Genomic DNA, 22097 nt, shown 5'->3' with positions numbered 1-22097 from the left:
CGCACGCGTTGCCGCCACGTTGGCGCGCTTTGCGCCGCGGAAACGCCGTGACCGCCATCATCGCCACCCTGCTCGTCCGCTGTCTGAGGGTGGGGCTGTTCCTGCCATTCAGCACCCTGGAAGCTGCTCAACTACGACGTCGCCGTCGGTCAGGCGTCAGCGACCACACCCTTCGGCCATCTCCGGACTGGCGGTCCTGATAAGAAACCCGCTAGCCTCCTCCCACCCCTACGTCGCTTCGAGATAGGCCCCCACATGCTCAAGATCGCGCTCCTGGACGATTATGTGGGTCTGGCCCTGGAGGCGGCGGACTGGTCGCCTTTGCAGGGGCGCGCCGAGATCACCGTGTTCGACCATCACCTCGACGCCGCCGAGGCGGCCGACGCGCTACAGCCCTTCGACGTGATCTGCACCATCCGCGAGCGCATGTCCTTGCCTGCCAGCCTGCTTGAGCACCTGCCGAACCTGAAGCTGATCACCATCATCGGCGACAGCCTGCCCAATCTCAACATGGCGGCGGCAAGCGAGCACGGGGTGACCGTCTGCGGTTCCAGGACCTCCGAGGCCGAGCGCGCCCGCACCTTCAACGCCACGCCCGAGCTGACCTGGGGCCTGATGCTGGCGACCGTGCGCCACATCGGCGAGGAGCATCACCACATGCGCTCGGGCGGCTGGCAGAGCACCGTCGGCCTGATCCTGCACGGTCGAACCCTGGGTCTGCTGGGCCTGGGGCGCATCGGCAAGCGGATGGCGCAGTACGCCCAGGCCTTCGGCATGGACGTGATCGCCTGGAGCCAGAACCTGAAGGCGGAAGACGCAGAGGCGGTGGGCGTCCGCCGGGTGGAGAAGGACGAACTGTTCCAACAGGCCGACGTGATCTCGATCCACCTGAAGCTCAGCGACCGCTCCCGCGGCCTCGTCGCCGCCCGCGAATTCGGGCTGATGAAACCCGAGGCCTATTTGATCAACACCTCGCGCGGCCCGATCGTGGAGGAAGCGGACCTGATCGCCGCGCTGCGCGAGAACCGTATCGCCGGCGCGGGCCTGGACGTGTTCGACCATGAGCCCCTACCCGACGACCATCCGTTCCGCACCCTGCCCAACGCCACCCTGACACCCCATCTGGGCTACTTCACTCGCGAGACCATGCGGGCCTTCTATGGCGATACGGCCGAGGCGGTGATCGCGTTCGCGGACGGAAAGCCGATCCGCGTGCTCAACGCCCCCCTTGGCGGAGCAGCGATGTGACGAGTTTCGATCCGGCGGCGGCGACAGCCGCCTACATGGCGACACTGTCGGCCGCAGCGCACGCGAAGGCGACCGCCTACACCCAGGGCGGCCACTGGCTTCTGCTGTGGGGGTGGCTGGTCACAGTCGCCGCCGCCTTCATCATCGTCCGCAGTCGGCTACTCGCCCGCGCCGGGGAGGCGATCGAGAGAAAGCGCCCGCATCGCGTCTGGGCCAGCGCCGCGACCGGCGCCCTGTTCCTGGTCTTCGACTTCGTGCTGGAGCTGCCCTGGGAGGCCTACGCCCATTGGTGGCGGGAAAAGCAGTACGGCCTCACCAGCCAAGCCCTGTCGGGATGGCTGGCCGAGCAGGCGACAGGCTTCGCCGTCTCGTTGTTGTTCGTCGTCCTGTTCCTGACCCTGCTCTACGCCCTGATCCGCTGTGCGCCGAGGACGTGGTGGGCCTGGGCCAGCGGCCTGGCGGTCTGCGCCATCGTGTTCATGTTCGCTATCGGCCCGGTGTTCATCGAGCCCCTGTTCAACACCTATACGCCGGCGCCGAACGGGCCCGTGCGCGACGCGGTGGTGGCCTTGGCCAAGCAGGCGGGCGTGCCCTACGACAAGATCTACATCTACAACGGCTCCAAGCAGTCCAACCGCTACACCGCCAACGTCTCGGGCATCGGCGGGACGGCGCGGGTGGCCATGAGCGACACCATGTTCGCCAAGGGCGCCGACATCGCCGAGGTGCGCGGCGTGGTCGGCCACGAGATGGGCCACTACAAGCGCGGCCACCTGATCTGGACCGTGCTGGTGTTCAGCCTGCTGGCGGCGGCGGCCTTCTGGCTCACCGACCGCCTGTTCCCCTATGCGGCCAACCTGCTGGGCGCGGACGTGGGCGGCGTCGCCGACCCGGCGGGCCTGCCGGTGATCGCCGTGATCTTCGCCACCCTGTCGCTGCTGTCCACGCCGCTGCTGAACACCATAACCCGGTTGGAGGAGGCGGACGCCGACAGCTTCTCGCTCCAGCACGCCAACGAACCCGACGGCCTGGCCAAGGCGCTGGTGAAAACCATCGAGTATCGCGCCTCCTCGCCATCCGACATGGAAGAGCTCATCTTCTACGACCACCCGAGCGTGGAGCATCGCGTGCGCAAGGCCATGGACTGGAAAGCGGCGCACATGGGCGGAGCTGGATAAGCACAATGGCCGACCGTATCCTGGTCTTCTACGGGTCCTACCGCATCGACCGGATGGGCATCCGCCTGGCCGACTATATCGTGGCCGGCCTTCGCGCGCGCGGCGACGACGCCGAGTTGATCGACGCCAAGGCGGTCGGCCTGCCCATGCTCGACCGGATGTACAAGGAGCATGCGCCGGGTTCGGCGCCGCCGGCCATGGAGGCGCTCGCCGCCAAGATCCGGGGCGCCGACGCCTTCGTCTTCGTGGTCGGCGAATACAATTGGGGCATGCAGCCCGGTCTCAAGAACCTGACCGACCATTTCCTCGAGGAGTGGTTCTGGCGGCCCGCCGCCATCGCCAGCTACTCCGCCGGACGGCTCGCGGGCGCGCGGTCCAACACGGCGTGGCATGGGACCCTGTCGGAGATGGGCATGGTGGTGATCTCCAGCACGCTGACGGTGGGGCCGATCTCGCAGGCGCTGAACGAGGCGGCAGAACCGACCGGAGACGCCGGCAAGGCGCTCGACCACACCTTCCCCCGCTTCGCCGACGACCTCGCCTGGTGGACCGAAGCCGCCAAGGCCCAGCGCGCGCGGCAGGCTCCGCCGTATTGAGGGGCGCTTAGTTCCGGCAAGCGGACGTTTTGGACGTCGGCTCCGGGTGGAACTCGGACTAAATCTCCTCTAGGTTATTTCGGTTGCGCGGATTGAAAGGCTGCATTCCAGAGCTGTTCGTAGGTTGAATTACGACATTGCGCTTCCATTGGCTCACCGGCGCTCCTGCCGTCCACTACTACGTCGAGCGACGAGCCCCCGTCAAAAGGCGGTGGCGGCGGGATTCTTAGGATAGGCGGCTTTTTGGGATCTTGTTTATCTCGATCTCTGCAGGCTGTTGTCTCTAATCCTTCTCGAATAGCGGTACGCGCAAGAGTGATAAGTTGTTGCTTCTCGCTTTGACTGAGCTGCTTAACCCCCAGAGGAGCGCTTTGTCTGAGAACCTGCCCAGCGTCCAAATCAATAATTGCCTGAAGGCGAAAACCAAGACCCCCAGAGTAGATGCTGATCTTATCGCCGGGCATTGCGGATGCAGCCCCACAAGTCAGGAGCCCTACCGATGCCGACAGCGCTGCAAGCCAGCCTTGCAACCTTGCAAACCTGTGAAGGCTATCATTAGTCACTTCCACTTCGCCTCGCGCGCTGATTGACGAGCAAGATTCTACAATCTCACCGCAAGGTCGGCAACGGGTCGAAACCCGCCATCCCTTCCACACCCGAAAGCAACCCCTCCCGGCTCAGCGTTACATTCCTAAGCGTTCCCGCTGGTCAGGGCGAACAGAACTCCCTGGGGGTCGAGCCCCTGGACAATCCAGCTGCCGCCCGGCACCTGGTGCGGGCCGTTGACGATCTGGCCGCCGGCGTCCTTCACCCGCGCCACCGCCGCTTCGATGCTCTCGACGGTGAAGTAGAAGGTCCAGAACGGCGCGGGCACGACCGGCGGCTTGGTCATCATGCCGCCGTGCGTCTTACCGTCGGCGGCGAACAGCTGGTAGACGCCCATCGCGCCCATGTCGACGGCCTGGTCCTTGGTCCAGCCGAACAGGTCGGCGTAGAAAGCGAAGGCCGTATCCAGGTCCCCCGCCATCAGCTCACGCCAGGACGGATAGCCGGGCGTCTCGGGCTTGTCCGGCGTGGGCGTGGAGCCCGGCGCGGCCTTGAACAGCACGAAGCTCGCCCCCTGCGGGTCGGCGACCACGGCGAAACGGCCGACATTGGCGATGTCCTCCGCCGCCCGATGCACCTGGCCGCCCCTCTTGGCGATCTCGATGGCGATGGCGTCGACATCGTCGACGGCGATGTAGCCGATCCAGCTCGGCCGGGCGCCCATATCGCGCGCCTCCTGGGGAAGGGTCATAAGTCCCGCCACCGGAACCGCGTCGGCGGTGAACAGGGTATAGGGCGTCTCTGTGCCCATCGCCTGGGCGCCCCAGCCGATCACCTGGCCGTAGAAGGCCTCGGCCGCCGCGACATCGGAGGTGAGAAGTTCGTACCAGCAGAATGCGGAGCCGGGCATGGGGGCCTCCCTCGGTGTTCGAGTTCGCCGATCGGGCCGGCGACACCGAAGTCTGCCACGGATGTGCGGCGCGCGTACGTCAATAAACGCTGAAGTCTGGCGGGAGGCTCAGACCGGCTGGCGCGCCGGAAGCCCGCTGCGAACGGCCAGGAAGATCAGCCCGCCGCCGACCGCCACCACCGCCAGCACATAGGACACGCCCGACGTGTCGCCGAACGCCTGCTGGGCCGCGCCCATCGCGTAGGAGGCCAGGAACCCGGCCGAGCCGGCGAACACGTTCATGAAGGCGAACCCCGCCGCCGCCGCCCGCCCGACGATCAGCTCGCCCGCCTGGGCCCAGATCAGCGGGGTGACGCCGATGAAGAAGGAGATGGAGATCACCAGGCCGCCGACCGCGATCATCGACGCCCCGCCCGACCAGGCCTGGATCAGCAAGCCGCCCGAGGCGATCAGCATGCCGATCAGGCAGTGCCATCGCCGCTCGTGGCGCAGGTCGGAGCTACGGCCCAGGGCCCACATGGCCAGCGCCGATCCCGCATAGGGGATGGTCGAGATCAGGCCGATGGTGGAGAAGCTGGAGACGCCGGCCGCCTTGATCGTGCTCGGCAGCCAGAACACCCCCGCATAGATGCCCAGGTTCGCCGCCATCAGCGCCGCGCCCAGCAACCAGACCCGCGCGGTGGTGAAGGCGGCCAGCACGTCGCCGCGCCGCACCTGATGCTTGGCCGGGACCGCGAGCAGGGTGGCGATGTGCTCCTTCTCGGGCACAGTCAGCCAGTCGGCTTGCTGGGGCGTCTCGACCAGGCGGTTCAGCAGCACCAGCCCCATGACCACGGCCGGCGCGCCCTGCAGCAGGAACAGCCACTGCCAGTTCCGCAGGCCGCCCGCGTGCTGGAAAGCGCCCATGATCCAGCCCGACAGCGGCCCGACCACAATCCCGCCCGCCGAAGCGCCGGTGATCAGCAGCGAGAACACCCGCCCCTGGCGATGAGCGGGATACCACTGGGTCAGATAGTACATGGCTCCCGGCACGAAGCCGGACTCGGCCATGCCTAGCAGGAAGCGGAAGGCGTAGAAGGAGGTGGGCGTGCGGATGAACAGCATCAGCATCGACAGCGCGCCCCAGACCACCATCAGGCTGGCCAGCCAGCGCCTCGCGCCCAGACGATAAAGAAGCAGGTTGCTGGGAATTTCGAACAGGATGAAGCCGACGAAGAAGATCCCGGCGCCCAGGCCGTAGACCACCGCGCTGAAATGCAGGTCGTCGAGCATCTGCAGCTTGGCGAAGCCTACATTGACCCGGTCGATGTAGGAGATGACATAACTGATGAACAACAGCGGCATCAGCCGCCAGCCGATGCGGCGGTAGAGCCCGTTCTCGTCGATCTGCGGCGCGGCGAACCCCATGCCGGCGATCAGTGGGAGAGCCGGCCGACCAGCCGGTCGATGAAGCGTTCGCAGATCGCCAGTTGCTCCAGCGAGACGTACTCGTCCGGCTTGTGGGCCTGCTCGATGCTGCCGGGACCGCAGATCACGCTGGGAATGCCGATCTCGGCGAAGAAGGGCGCCTCGGTGCCGTAAGCCACCTTGCCCGGACTGTTGTCGCCGGAGAGGGCAAGCGCCAGCTTCAGGATCTCGTCGCTGTCCTGGGTGTCGAGCGGCGGGATGCGGCCGATGCACTCGAAGTCGATGCCGGCCTTGGCGCTCCTGGCCTTCATCCGCGGCAGCAATTCCTTGTCGGCATAGGCCTGGATCGAGCTGATGAAGTGGTCCGGCGAAAGGCCTGGCAGGAAACGGTAATCAAAGAAGAACTCGCACGCCGCCGGCACGATGTTCTTGCCGTTGCCGCCGGAGATCACGTTGGTCGAGATGGTGGAGAACGGCACGTCGAAGCCGTCCTGCCGCGCGCCCTTGCTCTCCTCGTGGTCGGCCAGGTCCTGGATGTGCGAGATCAGCTTGGCCGCGTACTCGATGGCGTTGACCCCGCGGGGCGTCAGCGAGGAGTGGGCCGCCACCCCGTGCACGTGGCAGCGATAGATGCGCCCGCCCTTGTGCGCGGCGATCACCCGCATGTCGGTGGGCTCGCCGACGATGCAGCCGGTGGGATGGATGCCGGCGCGTTGGATGTCGGCGATCAAGCCCGGCACGCCCAGGCAGCCCTGCTCCTCGTCATAGGTCAGGGCGACATGGATCGGTTCGCGCAGATTGGCGGCGGCGAAGATCGGCGCCTTGGCCAGCACCACGCCGATGAAGGCCTTCATATCGCAGGCGCCACGGCCGTACAGACGGTCGTCGCGCACGTCGGCGTGGAAGGGATCGGTGCTCCAGGCTTGGCCGTCGACCGGCACCACGTCGGTATGGCCCGACAGCACCACACCGCCCTCGCCCGTCCCGAAGGTGGCGAACAGGTTGGCCTTGGATTTCTCGTCGTTGAAGTCGTAGCGCAGGGTCGCGCCCAGGCCCTCCAGCCGTTCCGCCGCCCAGTCGATCAGGGCCAGGTTGGAGTTGCGCGAGGTAGTGTCGAAGCCGATCAGCGAACTCAGATCGTCCACCGTCTCCTTGGATGGGGCGTCCATGGTGCGATCCTCGCTGCTGCTTAGACGCAGACTGGCGCCATTCCCTTTAGGTTTAAAGTTGTTTTTCGGAGCCGACCTGTTCGCCGTCGATCTGCTCTTCGAAACGGCGTTCGCGCATCTGGAGGATGCAGTCGGGACCGAGTTGGGCGAGCGTCGGCCGGCCCAGCAGCGCCAAGGTGCGGCGCACCTCGTCGTGCAGGATGGTCAGCGCGCGCGACGCTCCCGCCTCCCCGCCCGCCGCCAGGCCATAGGCGGCCGCGCGGCCGATCAGCACCGCGTGCGCGCCAAGCGCCAACGCCTTGACCACGTCGGTCCCACGCCGGAAACCGCTGTCGATCAGGATGGTCAGGTCGCCGGAAAAACGCGCGGCGATCTCCGGCAGCACCGTCATCGGCGACACCACCCCATCGAGCTGGCGGCCGCCATGGTTGGTCAGCACGATCCCGTCGGCCCCGACATCGCGCGCGCGGGCGGCGTCCTCCACCGACAGCACGCCCTTGATCACCAGCCGGCCGCGCCAGATCGAGCGCAGCCAGGCGAGACGCGCCCAGTCCAGGTTCGGATCGACCTCGTAGCGCGTCCAGGTGGCCGATCCGGCCAGGGTGCGTTGTTCCGGCGGGATCATATCCAGCAGGTTGGCGAACGGCGGCACGCCGGGAAGCGCCACCTCACGCAGCCAGCGCGGATGGCGAAGGGTCTCGATCTTGTTGCGCAGGCTCGGATCGGTGCCGACCCGATAGTTGCGGCGGTCCCACTCACGGTTGCCGAACACCGTGGCGTCGGTGGTGACCACCAGCGCCTCGCATCCCGCCACCTCGGCCCGCCGCACCAGGGTCTCCATCGAGTCGCGCGAGCGGAAGACATAGAGCTGCATCCAGCGCCGCAGCCCCTCGATCTCGGCCACCGTCTCCAGCCGGGTGTTGGAGACGGTGCTCTGCACGAACGCCATCCCGAACGCCGCCGCCGCCCGCGCCATCGCCAGGTCGCCGTCTCGGGTCAGCAGACCGCAGAAGCCGACCGGAGCGATCATCATCGGCGAGGCCGTCGGTCGGCCGAAAATCTGGGTGCTCATGTCCACGGCGCCGGCCGCGACCAGGGTGCGGGGCAAAAATTGCAGCTGCTCGAACACCTCGCGATTGCGCCGCAGCGTGACCTCGTCCTCCGCCCCGCCATCCAGGTATTCGAACACGAAACGCGGGAGCCGGCGCCGGGCCTGGGCGCGCAATTCGTCGATCGACATGGCGCGCCCGACATCATTGGACGAGGTGTAGCGGCGACCGGACAAGGACTGCATCGCTCTCCCCCGCCGACGCGCTGTATTGACCATGCGTGAAGCAAGGCGCCAAGCCGTCCGACGCGGGACCATCGCCGAGTCTGGAATCGTCCGCAAGACCGGTCGGAACGATGTCCCTGCGACCCTGTTGTTCAGGACCTCAATCGACTGCTCCGGGTTTCGATCTCATTGCCACGGACCAACCCATGAAGACATTCCCAAGGGCTCGCATCGGGATTTCCGGCTGGGCCTACAAGCCTTGGCGCGGCGTGTTCTACCCAAGAAAACTGCCGCAGAAGCAGGAGCTCACCTATGCCGCCGAGCAGTTTCGATCAATCGAGATCAACAGCACCTTCTATGGGCTCCAGCGGCTTGAAATATTCGACCGATGGCGCGACACCACGCCCGACGACTTCGTTTTCGCCGTCAAGGGGTCGCGCTACATCACCCACCTGCGCAAGCTCAAGGACATCGAGACGCCGCTGGCCAATTTCCTGGCGTCGGGCCTGTTGCGACTAGGGCCGAAGCTGGGCCCGCTCCTCTGGCAGTTTCCGCCAAGCATGGCGTTCGACCCCGATCTGTTCGAGGCCTTCCTCGAAATGCTGCCGCGCGACACAAAACAGGCTCGCGCCCTGGCTAAACATCACGACCCCCGCTCACCGGATGACTTCTGGATCGACGGCGACGCCGAGCGGCCCATCCGCCATGCGCTGGAGATCCGCCACGACAGCTTCCGCAGCCCGGAGTTCATTCAGCTACTCCGCCGGCATGACGCCGCGCTGGTCTGCGCCGACACCGTGGAGTGGCCGCGGCTGATGGATCTGACCTCGGACTTCGTCTACTGCCGCCTGCACGGGTCGGCCGAACTCTATGTCAGCGGCTACGACGACGAAGCGCTCGACCAGTGGGCGGACCGGATACGCGCCTGGGTCCGTGGCGAGGACCTCGCCGACGCCGAACGAGTCCTGAAGCCAACGAAACCTCGAACGAAAGGACGCGACGTGTTCGTCTATTTCGACAACGACGTGAAGGTCCGCGCGCCCGCGGACGCAGCGGCCCTGACCGAACGTCTGGGCGCCATCGCCCGATAAAGGGCGCAATACAGATCGCATCTGAATATTCGCGTCTCTTGGCATACGTCCCTCCGACAAAGGCGCGCTCAAAGTCACGGCGCCGTCAATTTGCCGGGCTGCGGTTAAACTCTAATCATCCGATTCGCTTGAGGGGGCCGCCGTGCAGGAAATCGACGAGCCGGCGATCCCAAATCCGCCCGATGCGGTCAAGCTACCCACCCGGCCCCAGATCCTGGAGATCCTGGGCCCCGGCCTGATCACCGGCGCATCCGACGACGACCCGAGCGGGATCGCGACCTATTCCCAGGCCGGCGCCCAGTTCGGCTTCGATCTCGGCTGGACCCTGTTGTTGAGCTGGCCGCTGATGTGCGCGATCCAGGAGATCAGCGCCTGGATCGGACGGGTCACGGGACGCGGGATCGCCGGCAACCTGAAGCGCTACTATCCTAAACCGATCCTATATGGGCTGGTGTCCCTGCTGCTGGTCGCCAATACGATCAATCTTGGCGCCGATCTCGGGGCCATGGCAGCGGCGCTGAAACTGGTCGTCGGCGGCCCTCAGCTACTCTACGTCGCCCTGTTCGGAACCCTCTCCGTGCTGCTGGAAGTGTTCCTCCGCTACAGCCGTTACGTCTCGGTGTTGAAATGGCTGTCGCTGACCCTGTTCGCCTATGTCGGCGTGGTGCTGATGGTGCACATCCCCTGGGGTCAGGTGGCGCTGCACCTGGTCCTGCCGAACATCTCGTTCAAGGCGGACTATCTCACCGTGGTGGTGGCGGTGTTGGGCACCACGATCAGCCCCTACCTGTTCTTCTGGCAGGCGGAAGAAGAGGTCGAGGAGGTCAAGGAACGCAAGGACGCCAAGCCGTTGTCGCGCGCACCGGAACAGGCGCCTCAGGAACGCAATCGCATTCGCTGGGACACCTATCTCGGCATGGGTCTGTCCAACGCGGTCGCCCTTTCGATCATCCTCACCACCGCCGCCACCCTGCACGCGCACGGCTTGACCAACATCCAGACCTCCTCTCAGGCCGCGGAGGCTTTGCGGCCCATCGCGGGCCCGTTCGTGTTCATCGTCTTCGCCCTGGGCGTCATCGGAACCGGCCTGCTAGCCCTACCCGTGCTCGCGGGATCGGCGGCCTATGCGATGGGCGAGACCTTCGGATGGCATGTGGGGCTGGGGCGCAAGCTCAGGCGCGCGCCGGCCTTCTATGCGACCCTGACCATCGCGACCATCATCGGCGCCGCCCTGAACTTCACCAAGCTCGATCCGATCAAGGCGCTGTTCTGGAGCGCGGTGATCAATGGCGTGGTCGCGGTGCCGGTCATGATCATGATGATGCTGCTGGCCTCGCGAAAGGACGCCATGGGCAGCTTCACCCTGCCGCCGATCCTGCGCACGATCGGCTGGATCGCGACCGGCGTGATGGGCGTGGCCGCGATCGGCATGTTCGCGACCATGGGCCACTGACCCCCGCAGGGCGTCAGGCCGCCCGGCCGTTCCCGTTTTCCAGCGCATGTCGTTGCAGCGACTACGCCTAGGGCCTAGTGAGCGCCTGGAACCGCAGGAGACCTCCATGGCCAGCCAACCGCACATCGAGCTCAACGACGGCCGCCAAATGCCCCAGCTCGGCCTGGGCGTCTGGCGCACCCCGGCCGACGACGCCGCTTCGGTGGTCGCGACCGCGCTGGACGCTGGCTACCTGGCCGTGGACACCGCGGCTATCTACCAGAACGAGGAAGGCGTCGGCAAAGGCGTCCACGGTCGCGAGGTCTTCCTGACCACCAAGCTGTGGAACGCGGACCAGGGCTATGACGAGACCCTGCGCGCCTTCGACGTGAGCGCCAAGCGGCTCGGGCGCGACGATGTCGACCTGTATCTGATCCATTGGCCGGTGCCGAAGAAGGACCGCTATGTCGACACCTGGCGCGCCCTGGTGCGCCTGCGCGAGGAGGGTCGCGCCAAGTCCATCGGCGTGTCCAACTTCATGCCCGAGCATCTGCGCCGGATCGTCGAGGAGACCGGGGTCACGCCCGCCGTCAACCAGATCGAGCTGCACCCGCGCTTCCAGCAGCTCGATGCCCGCCGCGTCCACGATGAGATGGGCATCCGTACCGAGTCCTGGAGCCCGCTCGGCCAGGCCCAGTTCCTCGACGACCCCACGATCAAGGCCATCGCCGACAAGCACGCCAAGTCGCCGGCCCAGGCCATCATCCGCTGGCACCTGGACAGCGGCCTGATCGTCATCCCCAAATCGGTCAATCCCGACCGCATCCGCCAGAACCTGGACGTGTTCGACTTCGAGCTCGACGCCGAGGACATGGCCCAGATCGCCAAGCTGGATTCGCCCGAGGGACGGATCGGGCCGAACCCGATGACGGCGGGCTTCTAGGTCGACACATCCGGGGCGGCGCGAGGCCGGCAACCGCTTGCGCTTGTTCCGGTCGGGGCCTGCGCATAGGGTCGCGCGCTTCGAGCTGAGCAGGATGGGCGCACGACATGGGCGGTGAGAACCGGCCGGTTCTGGGAATCGACTTCGGCACCACCAACACCGTGATCGCCCTGGCCGGCGAGACCGGCGTATCCGAGCTTGTGCGCTTCGCCACCCCGTCCGGCCACACGTCGTCGGCCTTCCGCTCGGTGCTCAGCTTCGGCGAGCCGACGCCCAAGGCGCCGACCGGCGTGGTCGAGGGCGGGCCCTGGGCGATCGAAGCCTTCCTGGAGGACCCGGAAAGCGCCCGGCTGATCCAGTCGTTCAAGACCTTCGCCGCCAGCGAGGCGTTTTCCGGCACCACCATCCACGGGCGCAGGTTCCAGTTCGAGGACCTGCTCTCCGCCTTCCTGCGCCAGGCGCGCAACCGCGGCGGCGATGCGCTCCGGGGCGCGTCGGACCTGACCATCATCGGCCGCCCGGTGATCTTCGCTGGCGCCAGTCCCGACGAGGCCCTGGCCATGGACCGCTACGCCTCGGCCTTCGACCGCCTGGGCTTCACCCACCGCGCCTTCGCCTACGAGCCGGTGGGCGCGGCCTTCTTCTTCGCCAAGCGGCTGGCGGCGCGCGCCACGGTGCTGGTGGCCGACTTCGGCGGCGGCACCAGCGACTTCTCGGTCATGCGGTTCGAGCGCAAGGACGGTGAGATGTCCGCTATCCCGCTCAGCCGTTCGGGCGTGGGCGTGGCCGGCGACGCGTTCGACTTCCGCATCATCGACGAGGTGGTCTCGCCGCGCCTGGGCAAGGGCAGCGGCTACAGGTCGGGCGAGAACGTGCTCTACACGCCCAACCGCTACTACGCCTCCTTCGCGCGCTGGAACCAGCTGACCCTGATGAAGTGGTCGCGCGACCTGCGCGAAATCCGCGAAATCGCCCGTACCAGCCTGGAGCCCGAAGCGCTCGGCCGCTTCATCCGCCTGATTGAGAACGACCACGGTTACGCCCTCTACCAGGCCGTTTCAAAGGTGAAGGAAGCGCTGTCGACCGAGCAGGCCGCCGTCCTGAACTTCCAGGCTGAGGACATTGATATCCAAGCCGAAATCCGCCGCAGCGACTTCGAGCGTTGGATCGGGCGGGAGCTGGAGATGATCCGGGGTGCGGTCGACCAGGCGCTGGATTTGGCCGGCGTGGAGGCCGGCGGGATCGACAAGGTGTTCCTCACCGGCGGTTCCTCGTTGGTGCCGGCGGTGCGGGCGATCTTCGCCGACCGTTTCGGCGAGGCGGCGCTGGAAACCGGCGACGAATTCGAGTCCATCGCCTCGGGCCTCGCCCTGATCGGGGCCGAGCCCGACCCTACGCCCTGGTGCATGGCCTGACCCTCCCGCGTTGAAACCGTCGCCGCCAGGGATCGACGCGAGGATGCGAGCGTTGGCCCAGGCGTGAAGCTGAAGCCGCAAGCCCTGCTGTGTCCCCGCCCCGCCGGCCTCTACTGCCCGCCCGGCGACTTCTACATCGACCCGACCCGGCCAGTGGACCGGGCGGTGATCACCCACGGCCATGCCGACCACGCCCGCGCCGGCCACGGGGTGGTGGCGGCCACGCCGGAGACCCTGGCGATCATGGCGGTACGCTATGGCGAGGACTTCGCCGGCCGGGTCGAACCGCTCCGCTACGGCGAGACCATCGAGCGCGGCGGTGTCGATGTGACCCTGGTCCCGGCCGGCCACATCCTGGGCTCGGCCCAGGCGGTGCTACGCTGGAAGGGCATGACCATCGTGGTCTCCGGCGACTACAAGCGCCGCGCCGACCCCACCTGCGCGCCATTCGAGCCCATCGCCTGCGACGTCTTCGTCACCGAGGCGACCTTCGGCCTGCCGGTGTTCCGCCACCCGCCGGACAGCGACGAAATCGCCAAGCTGATCAAGTCGTTGGAACAGTTTCCTCAACGCACTCACATCGTCGGCGCCTATGCGCTGGGCAAGGCGCAGCGGATCATCCGCCTGCTGCGCCAGGCCGGCCATGACCAGGTCATCTACACCCACGGCGCCATGGCCCGGCTGGACGAACTCTACACCGGCTTCGGCGTCGATCTGGGTCCGCTGGCGCCGGCGACGGTGGAGAAGAAGGCCGCGTTCGAGGGGGCGGTGGTCATCGCCCCGCCATCGGCGCTGGAAGGGACCTGGGTGCGCCGCTTCGCCGACCCCGTCCCCTGCTTCGCATCCGGCTGGATGCGGGTGAAGGCGCGTGCACGGCAACGCCATGTGGAGCTGCCGCTGATCATCTCCGATCATGCCGACTGGGACGAGCTGACCAACACCATCTCGGAGGTGAGGCCGGAAGAGCTGTGGGTGACGCACGGCGCGGAAGAGGCGCTGCTGCGTTGGTCGGCGCTGAACGACATCCCCGCCAAGGCGCTGGCCATCGTCGGCTACGAAGACGAGGACGACGACTAGTGCGCGCCTTCGCTGTCCTGCTCGACCGGCTGGCCTTCACGCCCTCGCGCAATGCGAAGCTGGTGCTGCTGGCCGACCACCTGCGCTCCACGCTCGACCCGGATCGGGGCTGGGCCCTGGCCGCCCTGACCGGCGCTCTGTCCTTTAGCGCCGCCAAACCTGCCATCATCCGCAGCGCGGCGGAGGCGCGCATCGACCCGCAGTTGTTCGCCCTGTCCTACGACTATGTCGGCGATCTGGCCGAGACTGTCGCCCTGGCCTGGCCGGTGCGGCCCGGCGCCAATCGCGAGCCAGACCTGTCGCAGGTGGTCGACGCCCTGCTCACTGCGTCCAAGCATGAGGTTCCGAAGCTGCTGGAGGGCTGGCTGGACGCGATGGACGCGGACGGGCGCTGGGCGCTGCTCAAGCTGATGACCGGGGCGTTGCGGGTCGGCGTCTCGGCGCGCCTGGCCAAGCAGGCCCTGGCTGATTTCGGCGGCGTTCCGGTGGAGCAGATCGAGGAGGTCTGGCACAGTCAGCACCCGCCCTATGTCGATCTGTTCGCCTGGCTGGAAGGTCGCAGCGAGCGCCCGAGCCCCAACGCCCCCGCCCGCTTCCGCCCGGTGATGCTGGCCCAAGCCATCGACGAAGCGACCGACTTCGCCCGCTACGACGCCCAGGACTACGCAGCGGAGTGGAAGTGGGACGGCGTCCGGGTCCAGGCGGTCAACGAGGGCGGACGCCGCGCCCTGTACAGCCGCACCGGCGACGACATCGGCAAGGCCTTTCCCGACGTGCTGGAGAGCCTGGGTTTCGAAGGCGTGATCGACGGCGAGCTGCTGGTCATGCACGGCCACACCATCGGTGGCTTCGGCGACCTGCAGCAGCGGCTGAACCGCAAGACCCCCGACGCGGCCCTGATGGGCAAGCACCCCGCCGGAATCCGCGCCTACGACCTGCTGATGGACGGCGACGAGGACCTGCGCGAACAGCCCTTCTCCGCCCGCCGCGGTCGCCTGGAGAAGCTGGTCGCGCGCGCCGCCAACCCGCGCCTGGACCTTTCACCCCTGGTGGCTTTTCCCGACTGGGAGGCGCTGGCGGGCATCCGCGCCGATCCCCCCGCGGGCGATCCGCAGCTCAGCGAGGGGCTGATGCTGAAGCGCCTGGACTCGCCCTATGTCGCGGGACGGCCCAAGGGGCTGTGGTTCAAGTGGAAGCGCGACCCGCACCTGGTCGACGCGGTGCTGATGTACGCCCAGCGCGGTCACGGCAAGCGCTCGGGCTTCTATTCGGACTACACCTTCGGGGTCTGGCGCGAAGATTCCAATGGCGACCGCGTCCTGGTGCCCGTCGGCAAGGCCTATTTCGGCTTCACCGACGAGGAGCTGAAACAGCTCGACAAGTACGTCCGCGACCACACCATCGACCGCTTTGGCCCCGTCCGCTCGATCCGCGCCGACATGCAGTCCGGCCTGGTGCTGGAGATCGCCTTCGAGGGTCTGCAGCGCTCGACCCGGCACAAGTCCGGCGTCGCCATGCGCTTCCCGCGCGTGAACCGCATCCGTTGGGACAAGCCTTCGCGCGAGGCGGACGAACTGGCCACCCTGGAGGCCCTGCTTTCCGCCCTCGCGCGCCCCGCCCGCGGCCTGAGCGGAAACAGCTAAATTAAAGCTGGGCCGCCGCCTTGCCCTGGCCCATGGCGACGCTCATCTGATGGCCGACATGGGGGCGTCGGCGGCCGAGCGCATTGCGGCCGCCCCTGCGTCGCGCCTGTCCGCAACCGCAGTCTGGAACACCGTTGCCCCCGATCATCTCCGTCTCCCAGCTGACCAAGACCTATGCGTCGGGGTTCCAGGCGTTGAAGTCCGTCGACCTGGAGATCGACGCTGGCGAGATCTTCGCCCTGCTCGGCCCCAACGGCGCCGGCAAAACCACCCTGATCAGCATCATCTGCGGCATCGTCAACGCCAGCTCGGGCAAGGTGATCGCCGACGGCCACGACATCTCGGTCGACTATCGCGCGGCCCGTTCCAAGATCGGGCTGGTGCCGCAGGAGTTGAGCACCGACGCGTTCGAGACCGTCTGGGCCACCGTCAGCTTCAGCCGGGGCCTGTTCGGCAAACCGCCCAACAAGGCCTATATCGAGCAGATCCTACGCGACCTGTCGCTCTGGGACAAAAAGGACAGCAAGATCAAGGCCCTGTCCGGCGGCATGAAGCGGCGGGTGATGATCGCCAAGGCCCTGTCGCACGAGCCGCGCATCCTGTTCCTCGACGAACCGACCGCGGGCGTCGACGTCGAGCTTCGGCGCGACATGTGGGCCATGGTGCGCAAGCTGCGCGACAGCGGCGTCACCATCCTGCTCACCACCCACTACATCGAGGAGGCCGAGGAGATGGCCGACCGGATCGGGGTGATCTCCAACGGCCAGATCATGCTGGTCGAGGAGAAGACCGCCCTGATGGAGAAGCTGGGCAAGAAGGTGCTGCGCCTGCAGCTCCAGGCTCCCCTGACCGCCATCCCGCCCGAACTGGCCGCCTACCAGCTCGATCTGGCCGCCGACGGGACCGAGCTGACCTACACCTTCGACGCCCAGCACGAGGGCACCGGCATCGCCGGCCTGATGCGCCAGCTCGCCGCCTCGGGCGTGGACTTCAAGGACCTGCAGACCCGCCAGAGCTCGCTGGAGGACATCTTCGTCAGCCTGGTCAGCACCAAGTCATGAAGGGGCCGGCCATGAACCTGCACGCCATCCGCGCCATCTACAGCTTCGAACTAGCGCGGTGGTTCCGCACCCTGACCCAGAGCATCCTGGCCCCGGTGATCTCCACCTCGCTGTATTTCGTGGTGTTCGGCTCGGCCATCGGCTCGCACATGAACGCGATCAGCGGGGTCAGCTACGGCGCCTTCATCGTGCCGGGCCTGATGATGTTGTCGGTGCTGACCCAGAGCCTGTCCAACGCCTCGTTCGGCATCTACATGCCCAAGTGGGCCGGGACCATCTACGAGCTGCTGTCCGCGCCGGTCTCCTGGATCGAGGCGGTGATCGGCTATGTCGGCGGGGCGGCGACCAAGTCGATCCTGCTGGGCCTGATCATCCTGGGCACAGCCCGGCTGTTCGTGCCGTTTCAGATCGTCCACCCGTTCTGGATGGCCGCCTTCCTGGTGCTGACCGCGCTGACCTTCAGCCTGTTCGGCTTCATCATCGGCATCTGGGCGGATGGGTTCGAGAAGCTGCAGATCGTGCCGCTGCTGGTCGTCACGCCGCTGACCTTCCTGGGCGGCAGCTTCTACTCGATCGCCATGCTGCCGCCGATCTGGCGCAAGATCACCCTGTTCAACCCGGTGCTCTATCTGGTCTCGGGCTTCCGCTGGAGCTTCTACGGTGTGTCCGATGTCGGGGTGGGCGTCAGCCTGGGCATGACCCTGGCCTTCATGTGCGCCTGCCTGGGCGTGATCTGGTGGATCTTCCGCACGGGATACCGCCTGCGCACCTGAACCGGCGCAGTCCGCTTCGGAACAGCCAAGGTCTGGTCGCGTTGCAGGTCCATGCCGCTCGCGGATTCGCTTCAACCCCAAGCCCCACAACGCATCGTCACCGCGCGTGCGGTGCTGAACGCGGCCTCCGGCGGGGTGGGACCGAACGCGGCGGCCCGTCTGGCCGAGATCGCGTCGGCCGCCGGCTTGGAGATCTTGGTCGCCGCCGTCGCGCCCGAACAGCTGCGCACGGCGCTGAATGAGGCCGTCGCCGCTGCGCCCGACCTGCTGGTCGTGCTGGCGGGCGACGGCACCGCGACGCTGGCGGCGGAGCTCTGCGGACCCGATGGCCCGGTGCTCGCGCCGCTGCCCGGCGGGACCATGAACATGCTGCCCCACGCCCTATATGGCGCGCGCGCGTGGCCCCAGGCCTTGCAGGATGCGCTGGAGAGTCGGCGGATCGTCGACGTCTCGGGTGGCGAGGTGGCGGGCCGGACCTTCCATGTCGCCGCCATCCTGGGCGAGCCGGCGCTGTGGGCCGAGGCGCGCGAGGCCATGCGCCGTGGGCGGCTACGGATGATGATGCTGCACGCGCGGCGGGCGTGGCTGCGCGCCTTTTCCGGCCGACTGCGCTACACGCTCGACCATGGCCACACCTGGAAGGCGGAGGCGCTGACCCTGATGTGCCCCTTGGTTTCCCGCGCATTGGACGAGGACATCGGGCTGGAGGCCGCCGCGCTCGATCCGCACGATGCGCTCGAGGGTTTCCGCCTCGGCATGGCGACGTTGACCGGCCATTGGCGCGACGATCCGGCGGTGACGACGCAGATCTGCCGCAGCGGAGACGCCTGGGCCAACGGACATATCGCGGCGACGCTCGACGGCGAACCTCATCGCTTCAGCTCTCCGGTGAAGTTCAGCTTCCGTCCCCACGCCTTCCGGGCGCTGGTCCCCGCCGACTTCCAGCCGCTCAAGACCTTGGCGCAGGGAACCGCGTGACGGTGCGGTTGGTGCAGATCAGCGACATCCACTTCGGCGGGGAGGACCCCGCGGCGGTGGAGGCCACGCTCGACTACCTGCAAGGCTCACCGCCGGACCTGACCTTGGTCACCGGCGACCTGACCCTCAACGGCCTGCCGAGCGAGTTCCGCGAAGCCGGGGCCTGGCTTAAGCGCCTGCCGCTGCCGCGCCTGTGCACGCCCGGCAACCACGACACGCCCTATTGGAACCTGGCGCTGCGCGCGCTCGTCCCCTTCGAGCGGTATCGCCATCATATCGGGCGGGTGCGGGGCGAACTTTACGTCGGCGACGGCTTCGCAGCCCGGATGATCAACACTGCTCGCGGCGCCCAACCCCGCATGGACTGGTCAAAGGGCGCTATCGATCTTGAAATGACCGAGGAGATCATCTCCAGCCTGGCCGCCACGCCAAACGACACCCTGCGCATCGTCGGCTGCCACCATCCGCTGATGGAGGTGAAGGGCGCGCCGGTCACGGGCAGCGTGCATCGCGGCGCCAAGGCGGCGGAGATGCTGGCGCTGGGCGGCGTGGACCTGGTCCTGACCGGCCACATCCACAACCCGTTCGCCATCGCCCTGCCCTATGGCGACAGCCACACCTATGCGGTGGGCGCGGGCACCCTGTCCTTGCGTACGCGCGGGACGCCGCCCAGCTTCAATGTGATCGAAGCGGATGCGGTGGCGGTGGAGATCACCGCCATGGGCTGGAACGGCAAGGGGCTGGAGGTGCTGCAGACCTGGCGGCTACCTCGACGGAGCCTAGCCTCTCCCCCCTCCACCTCCTAGATCCTGTCATCCCGGAAAGCACGCCAGCGCTTATCCGGGAGGACGGATTTCTATTGCGCCCAGACCTTGCGCAGCGTCGCGTCGCGGCCGCAGCCGGAACGGTAGAGGTTGTACTCGATCATGTGGGTGTGGGCGTAGTCGCGGTGATACGCCTCGGCCGGCCAGAAGGTCTTCAGCGGCAGGATCGGCACGATGATCTTGCCGTGCTTCAGCTGCTTCTGGGCGTCGAGTTTGGACTGTTCGGCGATCTTGCGCTGCTCGGGGTTGGCCACGAAGATCGCCGGCCGGTAGGACGGGCCGCGATCGCAGAACTGGCCGCGGTCATCGGTCGGGTCGATCAGCTTCCAATAGCGGAACAGCAGGAAACCGTAGTCGAGCTTGGCCGGGTCGAACGTCACCTTGACCGACTCATAGTGGCCGGTGGTCTCCGACGACACCTGTTCGTAGCTCGGATGGTCGACCGTGCCGCCGGTATAGCCGGACTCCACCGAGACCACGCCGGGGATGGCCTTCATGTCGTGCTCCATGCACCAGAAGCAGCCGCCGGAGAACACCGCGCTCTGCAGGGGCGCGGCATGGGCCATCGGCGCCATGGCGAGCAGGAGGAAACCGGCGAGGAAGGCGGCGAAGCGTTTCATGATGGGCGGAACCTGAAGCGAGCTCATGTCCATAATACGGACGCCGAGCGTGAAAGATTACAGTTGGACAGAATTCAGAGAAGGTTGGACAGCCCCGCGCGCAGGGCCTTCAGGAACACCGTCGGCAATCCCTCGCCCGCCGCCTCCGCCCGGGTCCACTCGGCGCCGGCGATGTCGCCCGCCACCTCGGCCCGCAAAACCGTCAGGCTGAGGGCGAAGTGGGTGAACACATGCTCCACCTCGCCCGCCGAGCGCCAGTCCGCGTGCACAGGCGCCTCGGCGACGGCTTCGGCAAGATCGAACCGGGTCGCGCGCCAGGCGCTGGTCGGCAGGGCCAGCATGCCGCCGAGCAAGCCTTTGTCTGGTCGCCGGACCCGCGCCACCGCCCCCTTGCGGGTCGCCAGATAGATCACGCCGAAGCGTCGGGGCCGATCGGCCTTGGCCCGTTTGCGGGGATAGGTCTCCGGCGCGCCGCCGACCGTCGCCGCGCAGAACCGCCGGACCGGACAACGGTCGCACAGCGGCGCCTTGGGCCGGCAGATGGTGGCGCCGAGGTCCATGGTCGCCTGCGCCCAGTCGCCGGGACGGGTCTCGCTAGCGATCTCGCCGGCGAGCAAGCGCAGCTCGGGCTTGGCGTCCGGCAGCGGCGCGTCGACCGCATAGAGCCGCGAGACCACCCGCTCCACATTGCCATCGACCACCACCGCCGACCGGTCGAAGGCGATGGCCGCCACCGCCGCCGCCGTATAGGGACCGAGCCCCGGCAGGGCGAGCAGGGCCGCCTCGGTATCGGGAAACACGCCGCCATGGTCCTCCGCCACCGCACGGGCGCAGGCCAGCAGGTTGCGGGCGCGGGCGTAGTAGCCGAGCCCGGCCCAGGCGCTCATCACCTCGGCGTCCGCCTCGGCGGCCAGCGCGCTGGCCGTCGGCCAGCGGCGGGTGAAACTGAGGAAATAGGGCGTGGCGTGGGGGACGGTGGTCTGCTGCAGCATCACCTCGGACAGCCAGACCCGGTAGGGATCGTTCGCATGGCCCGCGGCGCGCTCGCCCGGACGCACCCGCCAGGGCAGGTCGCGCGCCTCGGCGTCGTACCAGGCCAAAAGGGCGCCCTGCAGCGCGCGGATATCGGAAGGCTTCACGCCACTCTGCTTAGGGCCTCAAGCCGCGCCTGTCGAAGCCCCTGCGCGGTCGCGAAACGACGCGGGGCGGGTTAGGATGGTTCATGGCCCGCCGCCCGCTTCCTTCCCTGTCAGAGGCCGCCGACATCCTGGCGCGTAAGCGCACGCGGCCGCCCCGTCGGGTCGCGCCGCCGGCCGGCAAGGCGCTGACCGCCTACCTCAAAACGCTGGAAGGCCGCTTCGGCCAGACCGGGCCGGGGCCGAAGCTGCTGATGGAGCGCTGGCGCGAGATCGCCGGCGAGGTGCTGGCCCGGCGTAGCGAGCCGGTGAAGCTGGTGCGTCCGCGCAAGGAGGGGCCGGCCATCCTGGAAATCCGCGTCGACGGCCCCGCCGCCGCCCTGATCCAGCACCAGACCGCCGACATCCTGGCTCGGGTCAACCTGGCGCTGGGCGCGGGTGCGGTGGACAAGCTGCGTATCGTCCAGGGCCCGATCCGCGCGCCGGTCGCGACCGAGGCCAAGACCCGCCGCCGTCCGGTCCCGCTGGACGCTGCGGTCGAGGCGGAACTGGCGGCCGGGCTGGCCGAGGCGCCGGACGGGGGGCTGAAAAGCGCGCTGATGCGCCTGGGCCGGGAAGTCGCGCGCCGGGGGTGAATTCTCTCCTCCCCGCTTTGCAGGGGAGGAGAAGAAGCGCCCTACTCGGCCGCCATCTGGGCCACGCCGAACTTGGGGGCCAGCTCGCCGGCGGCGTAGCGCTTGGCCATCTTGGACAGCGGCAGCGGGACGATCTTGGAAG

At 67.6% G+C, this 22097-nt stretch carries 21 protein-coding genes; 14 read left to right on the top strand and 7 right to left on the bottom strand.

Annotated features, from left to right (window positions below; all coding sequences use genetic code 11):
* Positions 1-255: 255 nt before the first annotated feature.
* From GSQ87_RS18870 to GSQ87_RS18860, 3 genes are read left to right on the top strand one after another with little or no spacing between them, the layout of a single operon-like run.
* A complete protein-coding gene (locus GSQ87_RS18870; protein ID WP_158917121.1) occupies positions 256-1248 on the top strand; it encodes a D-2-hydroxyacid dehydrogenase family protein in 993 nt (330 codons plus the stop codon).
* Positions 1245-2426 carry a M48 family metalloprotease gene (locus GSQ87_RS18865; protein ID WP_254063087.1) on the top strand — a complete coding sequence of 394 codons (1182 nt, stop codon included), beginning with the start codon at positions 1245-1247 and terminating at the stop codon, positions 2424-2426. The genes GSQ87_RS18870 and GSQ87_RS18865 overlap by 4 nt, the downstream gene beginning before the upstream one ends.
* A gap of 5 nt (positions 2427-2431) precedes the next feature.
* Positions 2432-3022: an NADPH-dependent FMN reductase gene (locus GSQ87_RS18860; protein WP_158917119.1), complete on the top strand. Its 591-nt coding sequence runs from the start codon at positions 2432-2434 to the stop codon at positions 3020-3022.
* Between the two features lie 691 nt (positions 3023-3713).
* On the opposite strand, the gene GSQ87_RS18855 is transcribed toward GSQ87_RS18860, so the two are convergent.
* From GSQ87_RS18855 to GSQ87_RS18840, 4 genes are all read right to left on the bottom strand, one after another.
* Positions 3714-4478: a VOC family protein gene (locus tag GSQ87_RS18855; protein ID WP_158917117.1), complete on the bottom strand. Its 765-nt coding sequence runs from the start codon at positions 4476-4478 to the stop codon at positions 3714-3716.
* A 108-nt stretch (positions 4479-4586) separates the two neighbouring features.
* Entirely contained in the window at positions 4587-5885 is a 1299-nt protein-coding gene (locus tag GSQ87_RS18850; RefSeq protein WP_158917115.1) for an MFS transporter, read from the bottom strand.
* 8 nt (positions 5886-5893) lie between these two features.
* On the bottom strand, positions 5894-7054 hold the full coding sequence (gene argE / locus GSQ87_RS18845; RefSeq protein ID WP_158917113.1) for an acetylornithine deacetylase: 1161 nt from the start codon (positions 7052-7054) through the stop codon (positions 5894-5896).
* A 52-nt stretch (positions 7055-7106) separates the two neighbouring features.
* A complete protein-coding gene (locus GSQ87_RS18840) occupies positions 7107-8348 on the bottom strand; it encodes an alpha-hydroxy acid oxidase (RefSeq protein WP_158917111.1) in 1242 nt (413 codons plus the stop codon).
* A 185-nt stretch (positions 8349-8533) separates the two neighbouring features.
* On the opposite strand from GSQ87_RS18840, the gene GSQ87_RS18835 reads away from it, so the two are divergent.
* From GSQ87_RS18835 to GSQ87_RS18810, 6 genes are all read left to right on the top strand, one after another.
* Positions 8534-9418, top strand: coding sequence for a DUF72 domain-containing protein (locus GSQ87_RS18835; protein ID WP_158917109.1), 885 nt, complete (start codon positions 8534-8536; stop codon positions 9416-9418).
* Positions 9419-9560: 142 nt separating this feature from the next.
* A complete protein-coding gene (locus GSQ87_RS18830; protein ID WP_254063085.1) occupies positions 9561-10871 on the top strand; it encodes an NRAMP family divalent metal transporter in 1311 nt (436 codons plus the stop codon).
* Positions 10872-10977: 106 nt separating this feature from the next.
* Positions 10978-11793, top strand: a complete 816-nt coding sequence (locus tag GSQ87_RS18825) for an aldo/keto reductase (protein ID WP_158917107.1) — start codon at positions 10978-10980, stop codon at positions 11791-11793.
* Between the two features lie 107 nt (positions 11794-11900).
* Positions 11901-13208: an Hsp70 family protein gene (locus GSQ87_RS18820; protein ID WP_158917105.1), complete on the top strand. Its 1308-nt coding sequence runs from the start codon at positions 11901-11903 to the stop codon at positions 13206-13208.
* A gap of 63 nt (positions 13209-13271) precedes the next feature.
* Positions 13272-14285, top strand: a complete 1014-nt coding sequence (locus GSQ87_RS18815) for a ligase-associated DNA damage response exonuclease (protein WP_254063083.1) — start codon at positions 13272-13274, stop codon at positions 14283-14285.
* The gene (locus GSQ87_RS18810) at positions 14285-15928 is read left to right on the top strand and encodes a cisplatin damage response ATP-dependent DNA ligase (RefSeq protein ID WP_158917103.1); all 1644 of its coding nucleotides are present in this window, start codon (positions 14285-14287) and stop codon (positions 15926-15928) included. Before GSQ87_RS18815 ends, GSQ87_RS18810 begins: the two co-directional genes overlap by 1 nt.
* 1 nt (position 15929) lies before the next feature.
* Here the strand turns inward: GSQ87_RS18810 and GSQ87_RS18805 are convergent, their stop codons facing one another.
* Entirely contained in the window at positions 15930-16076 is a 147-nt protein-coding gene (locus GSQ87_RS18805) for a hypothetical protein (protein WP_158917101.1), read from the bottom strand.
* Here GSQ87_RS18805 and GSQ87_RS18800 point away from each other — a divergent pair.
* The 4 genes from GSQ87_RS18800 to GSQ87_RS18785 are packed head-to-tail and all read left to right on the top strand — an operon-like array spanning position 16063 to position 19546.
* Positions 16063-16989 carry an ABC transporter ATP-binding protein gene (locus GSQ87_RS18800; RefSeq protein WP_158917099.1) on the top strand — a complete coding sequence of 309 codons (927 nt, stop codon included), beginning with the start codon at positions 16063-16065 and terminating at the stop codon, positions 16987-16989. The two genes, GSQ87_RS18805 and GSQ87_RS18800, sit on opposite strands and share 14 nt — an antisense overlap.
* Positions 16990-17000: 11 nt before the next feature.
* Positions 17001-17762, top strand: a complete 762-nt coding sequence (locus tag GSQ87_RS18795; RefSeq protein ID WP_158917098.1) for an ABC transporter permease — start codon at positions 17001-17003, stop codon at positions 17760-17762.
* Positions 17763-17813: 51 nt separating this feature from the next.
* Positions 17814-18740 (top strand): diacylglycerol kinase family protein, encoded by a 927-nt coding sequence (locus tag GSQ87_RS18790; RefSeq protein WP_158917096.1) that lies wholly within the window; start codon positions 17814-17816, stop codon positions 18738-18740.
* The gene (locus GSQ87_RS18785; protein ID WP_158917094.1) at positions 18737-19546 is read left to right on the top strand and encodes a metallophosphoesterase; all 810 of its coding nucleotides are present in this window, start codon (positions 18737-18739) and stop codon (positions 19544-19546) included. The genes GSQ87_RS18790 and GSQ87_RS18785 overlap by 4 nt, the downstream gene beginning before the upstream one ends.
* 50 nt (positions 19547-19596) lie before the next feature.
* On the opposite strand, the gene msrA is transcribed toward GSQ87_RS18785, so the two are convergent.
* Both msrA and GSQ87_RS18775 read right to left on the bottom strand, forming a co-directional pair.
* Positions 19597-20184, bottom strand: coding sequence for a peptide-methionine (S)-S-oxide reductase MsrA (msrA, locus tag GSQ87_RS18780; protein ID WP_158917092.1), 588 nt, complete (start codon positions 20182-20184; stop codon positions 19597-19599).
* 74 nt (positions 20185-20258) lie between these two features.
* A complete protein-coding gene (locus GSQ87_RS18775; RefSeq protein ID WP_254063081.1) occupies positions 20259-21323 on the bottom strand; it encodes an A/G-specific adenine glycosylase in 1065 nt (354 codons plus the stop codon).
* 83 nt (positions 21324-21406) lie between these two features.
* Here GSQ87_RS18775 and GSQ87_RS18770 point away from each other — a divergent pair, with 83 nt between their 5' ends.
* Positions 21407-21955 (top strand): DUF721 domain-containing protein, encoded by a 549-nt coding sequence (locus GSQ87_RS18770; RefSeq protein WP_158917090.1) that lies wholly within the window; start codon positions 21407-21409, stop codon positions 21953-21955.
* Positions 21956-22097 lie beyond the last annotated feature (142 nt).

The organism is Caulobacter sp. S45, assembly GCF_009765965.1.
Taxonomy (GTDB): Bacteria; Pseudomonadota; Alphaproteobacteria; order Caulobacterales; family Caulobacteraceae; genus CAHJWH01.
This window is presented reverse-complemented; position numbering and strand designations above follow the sequence as displayed.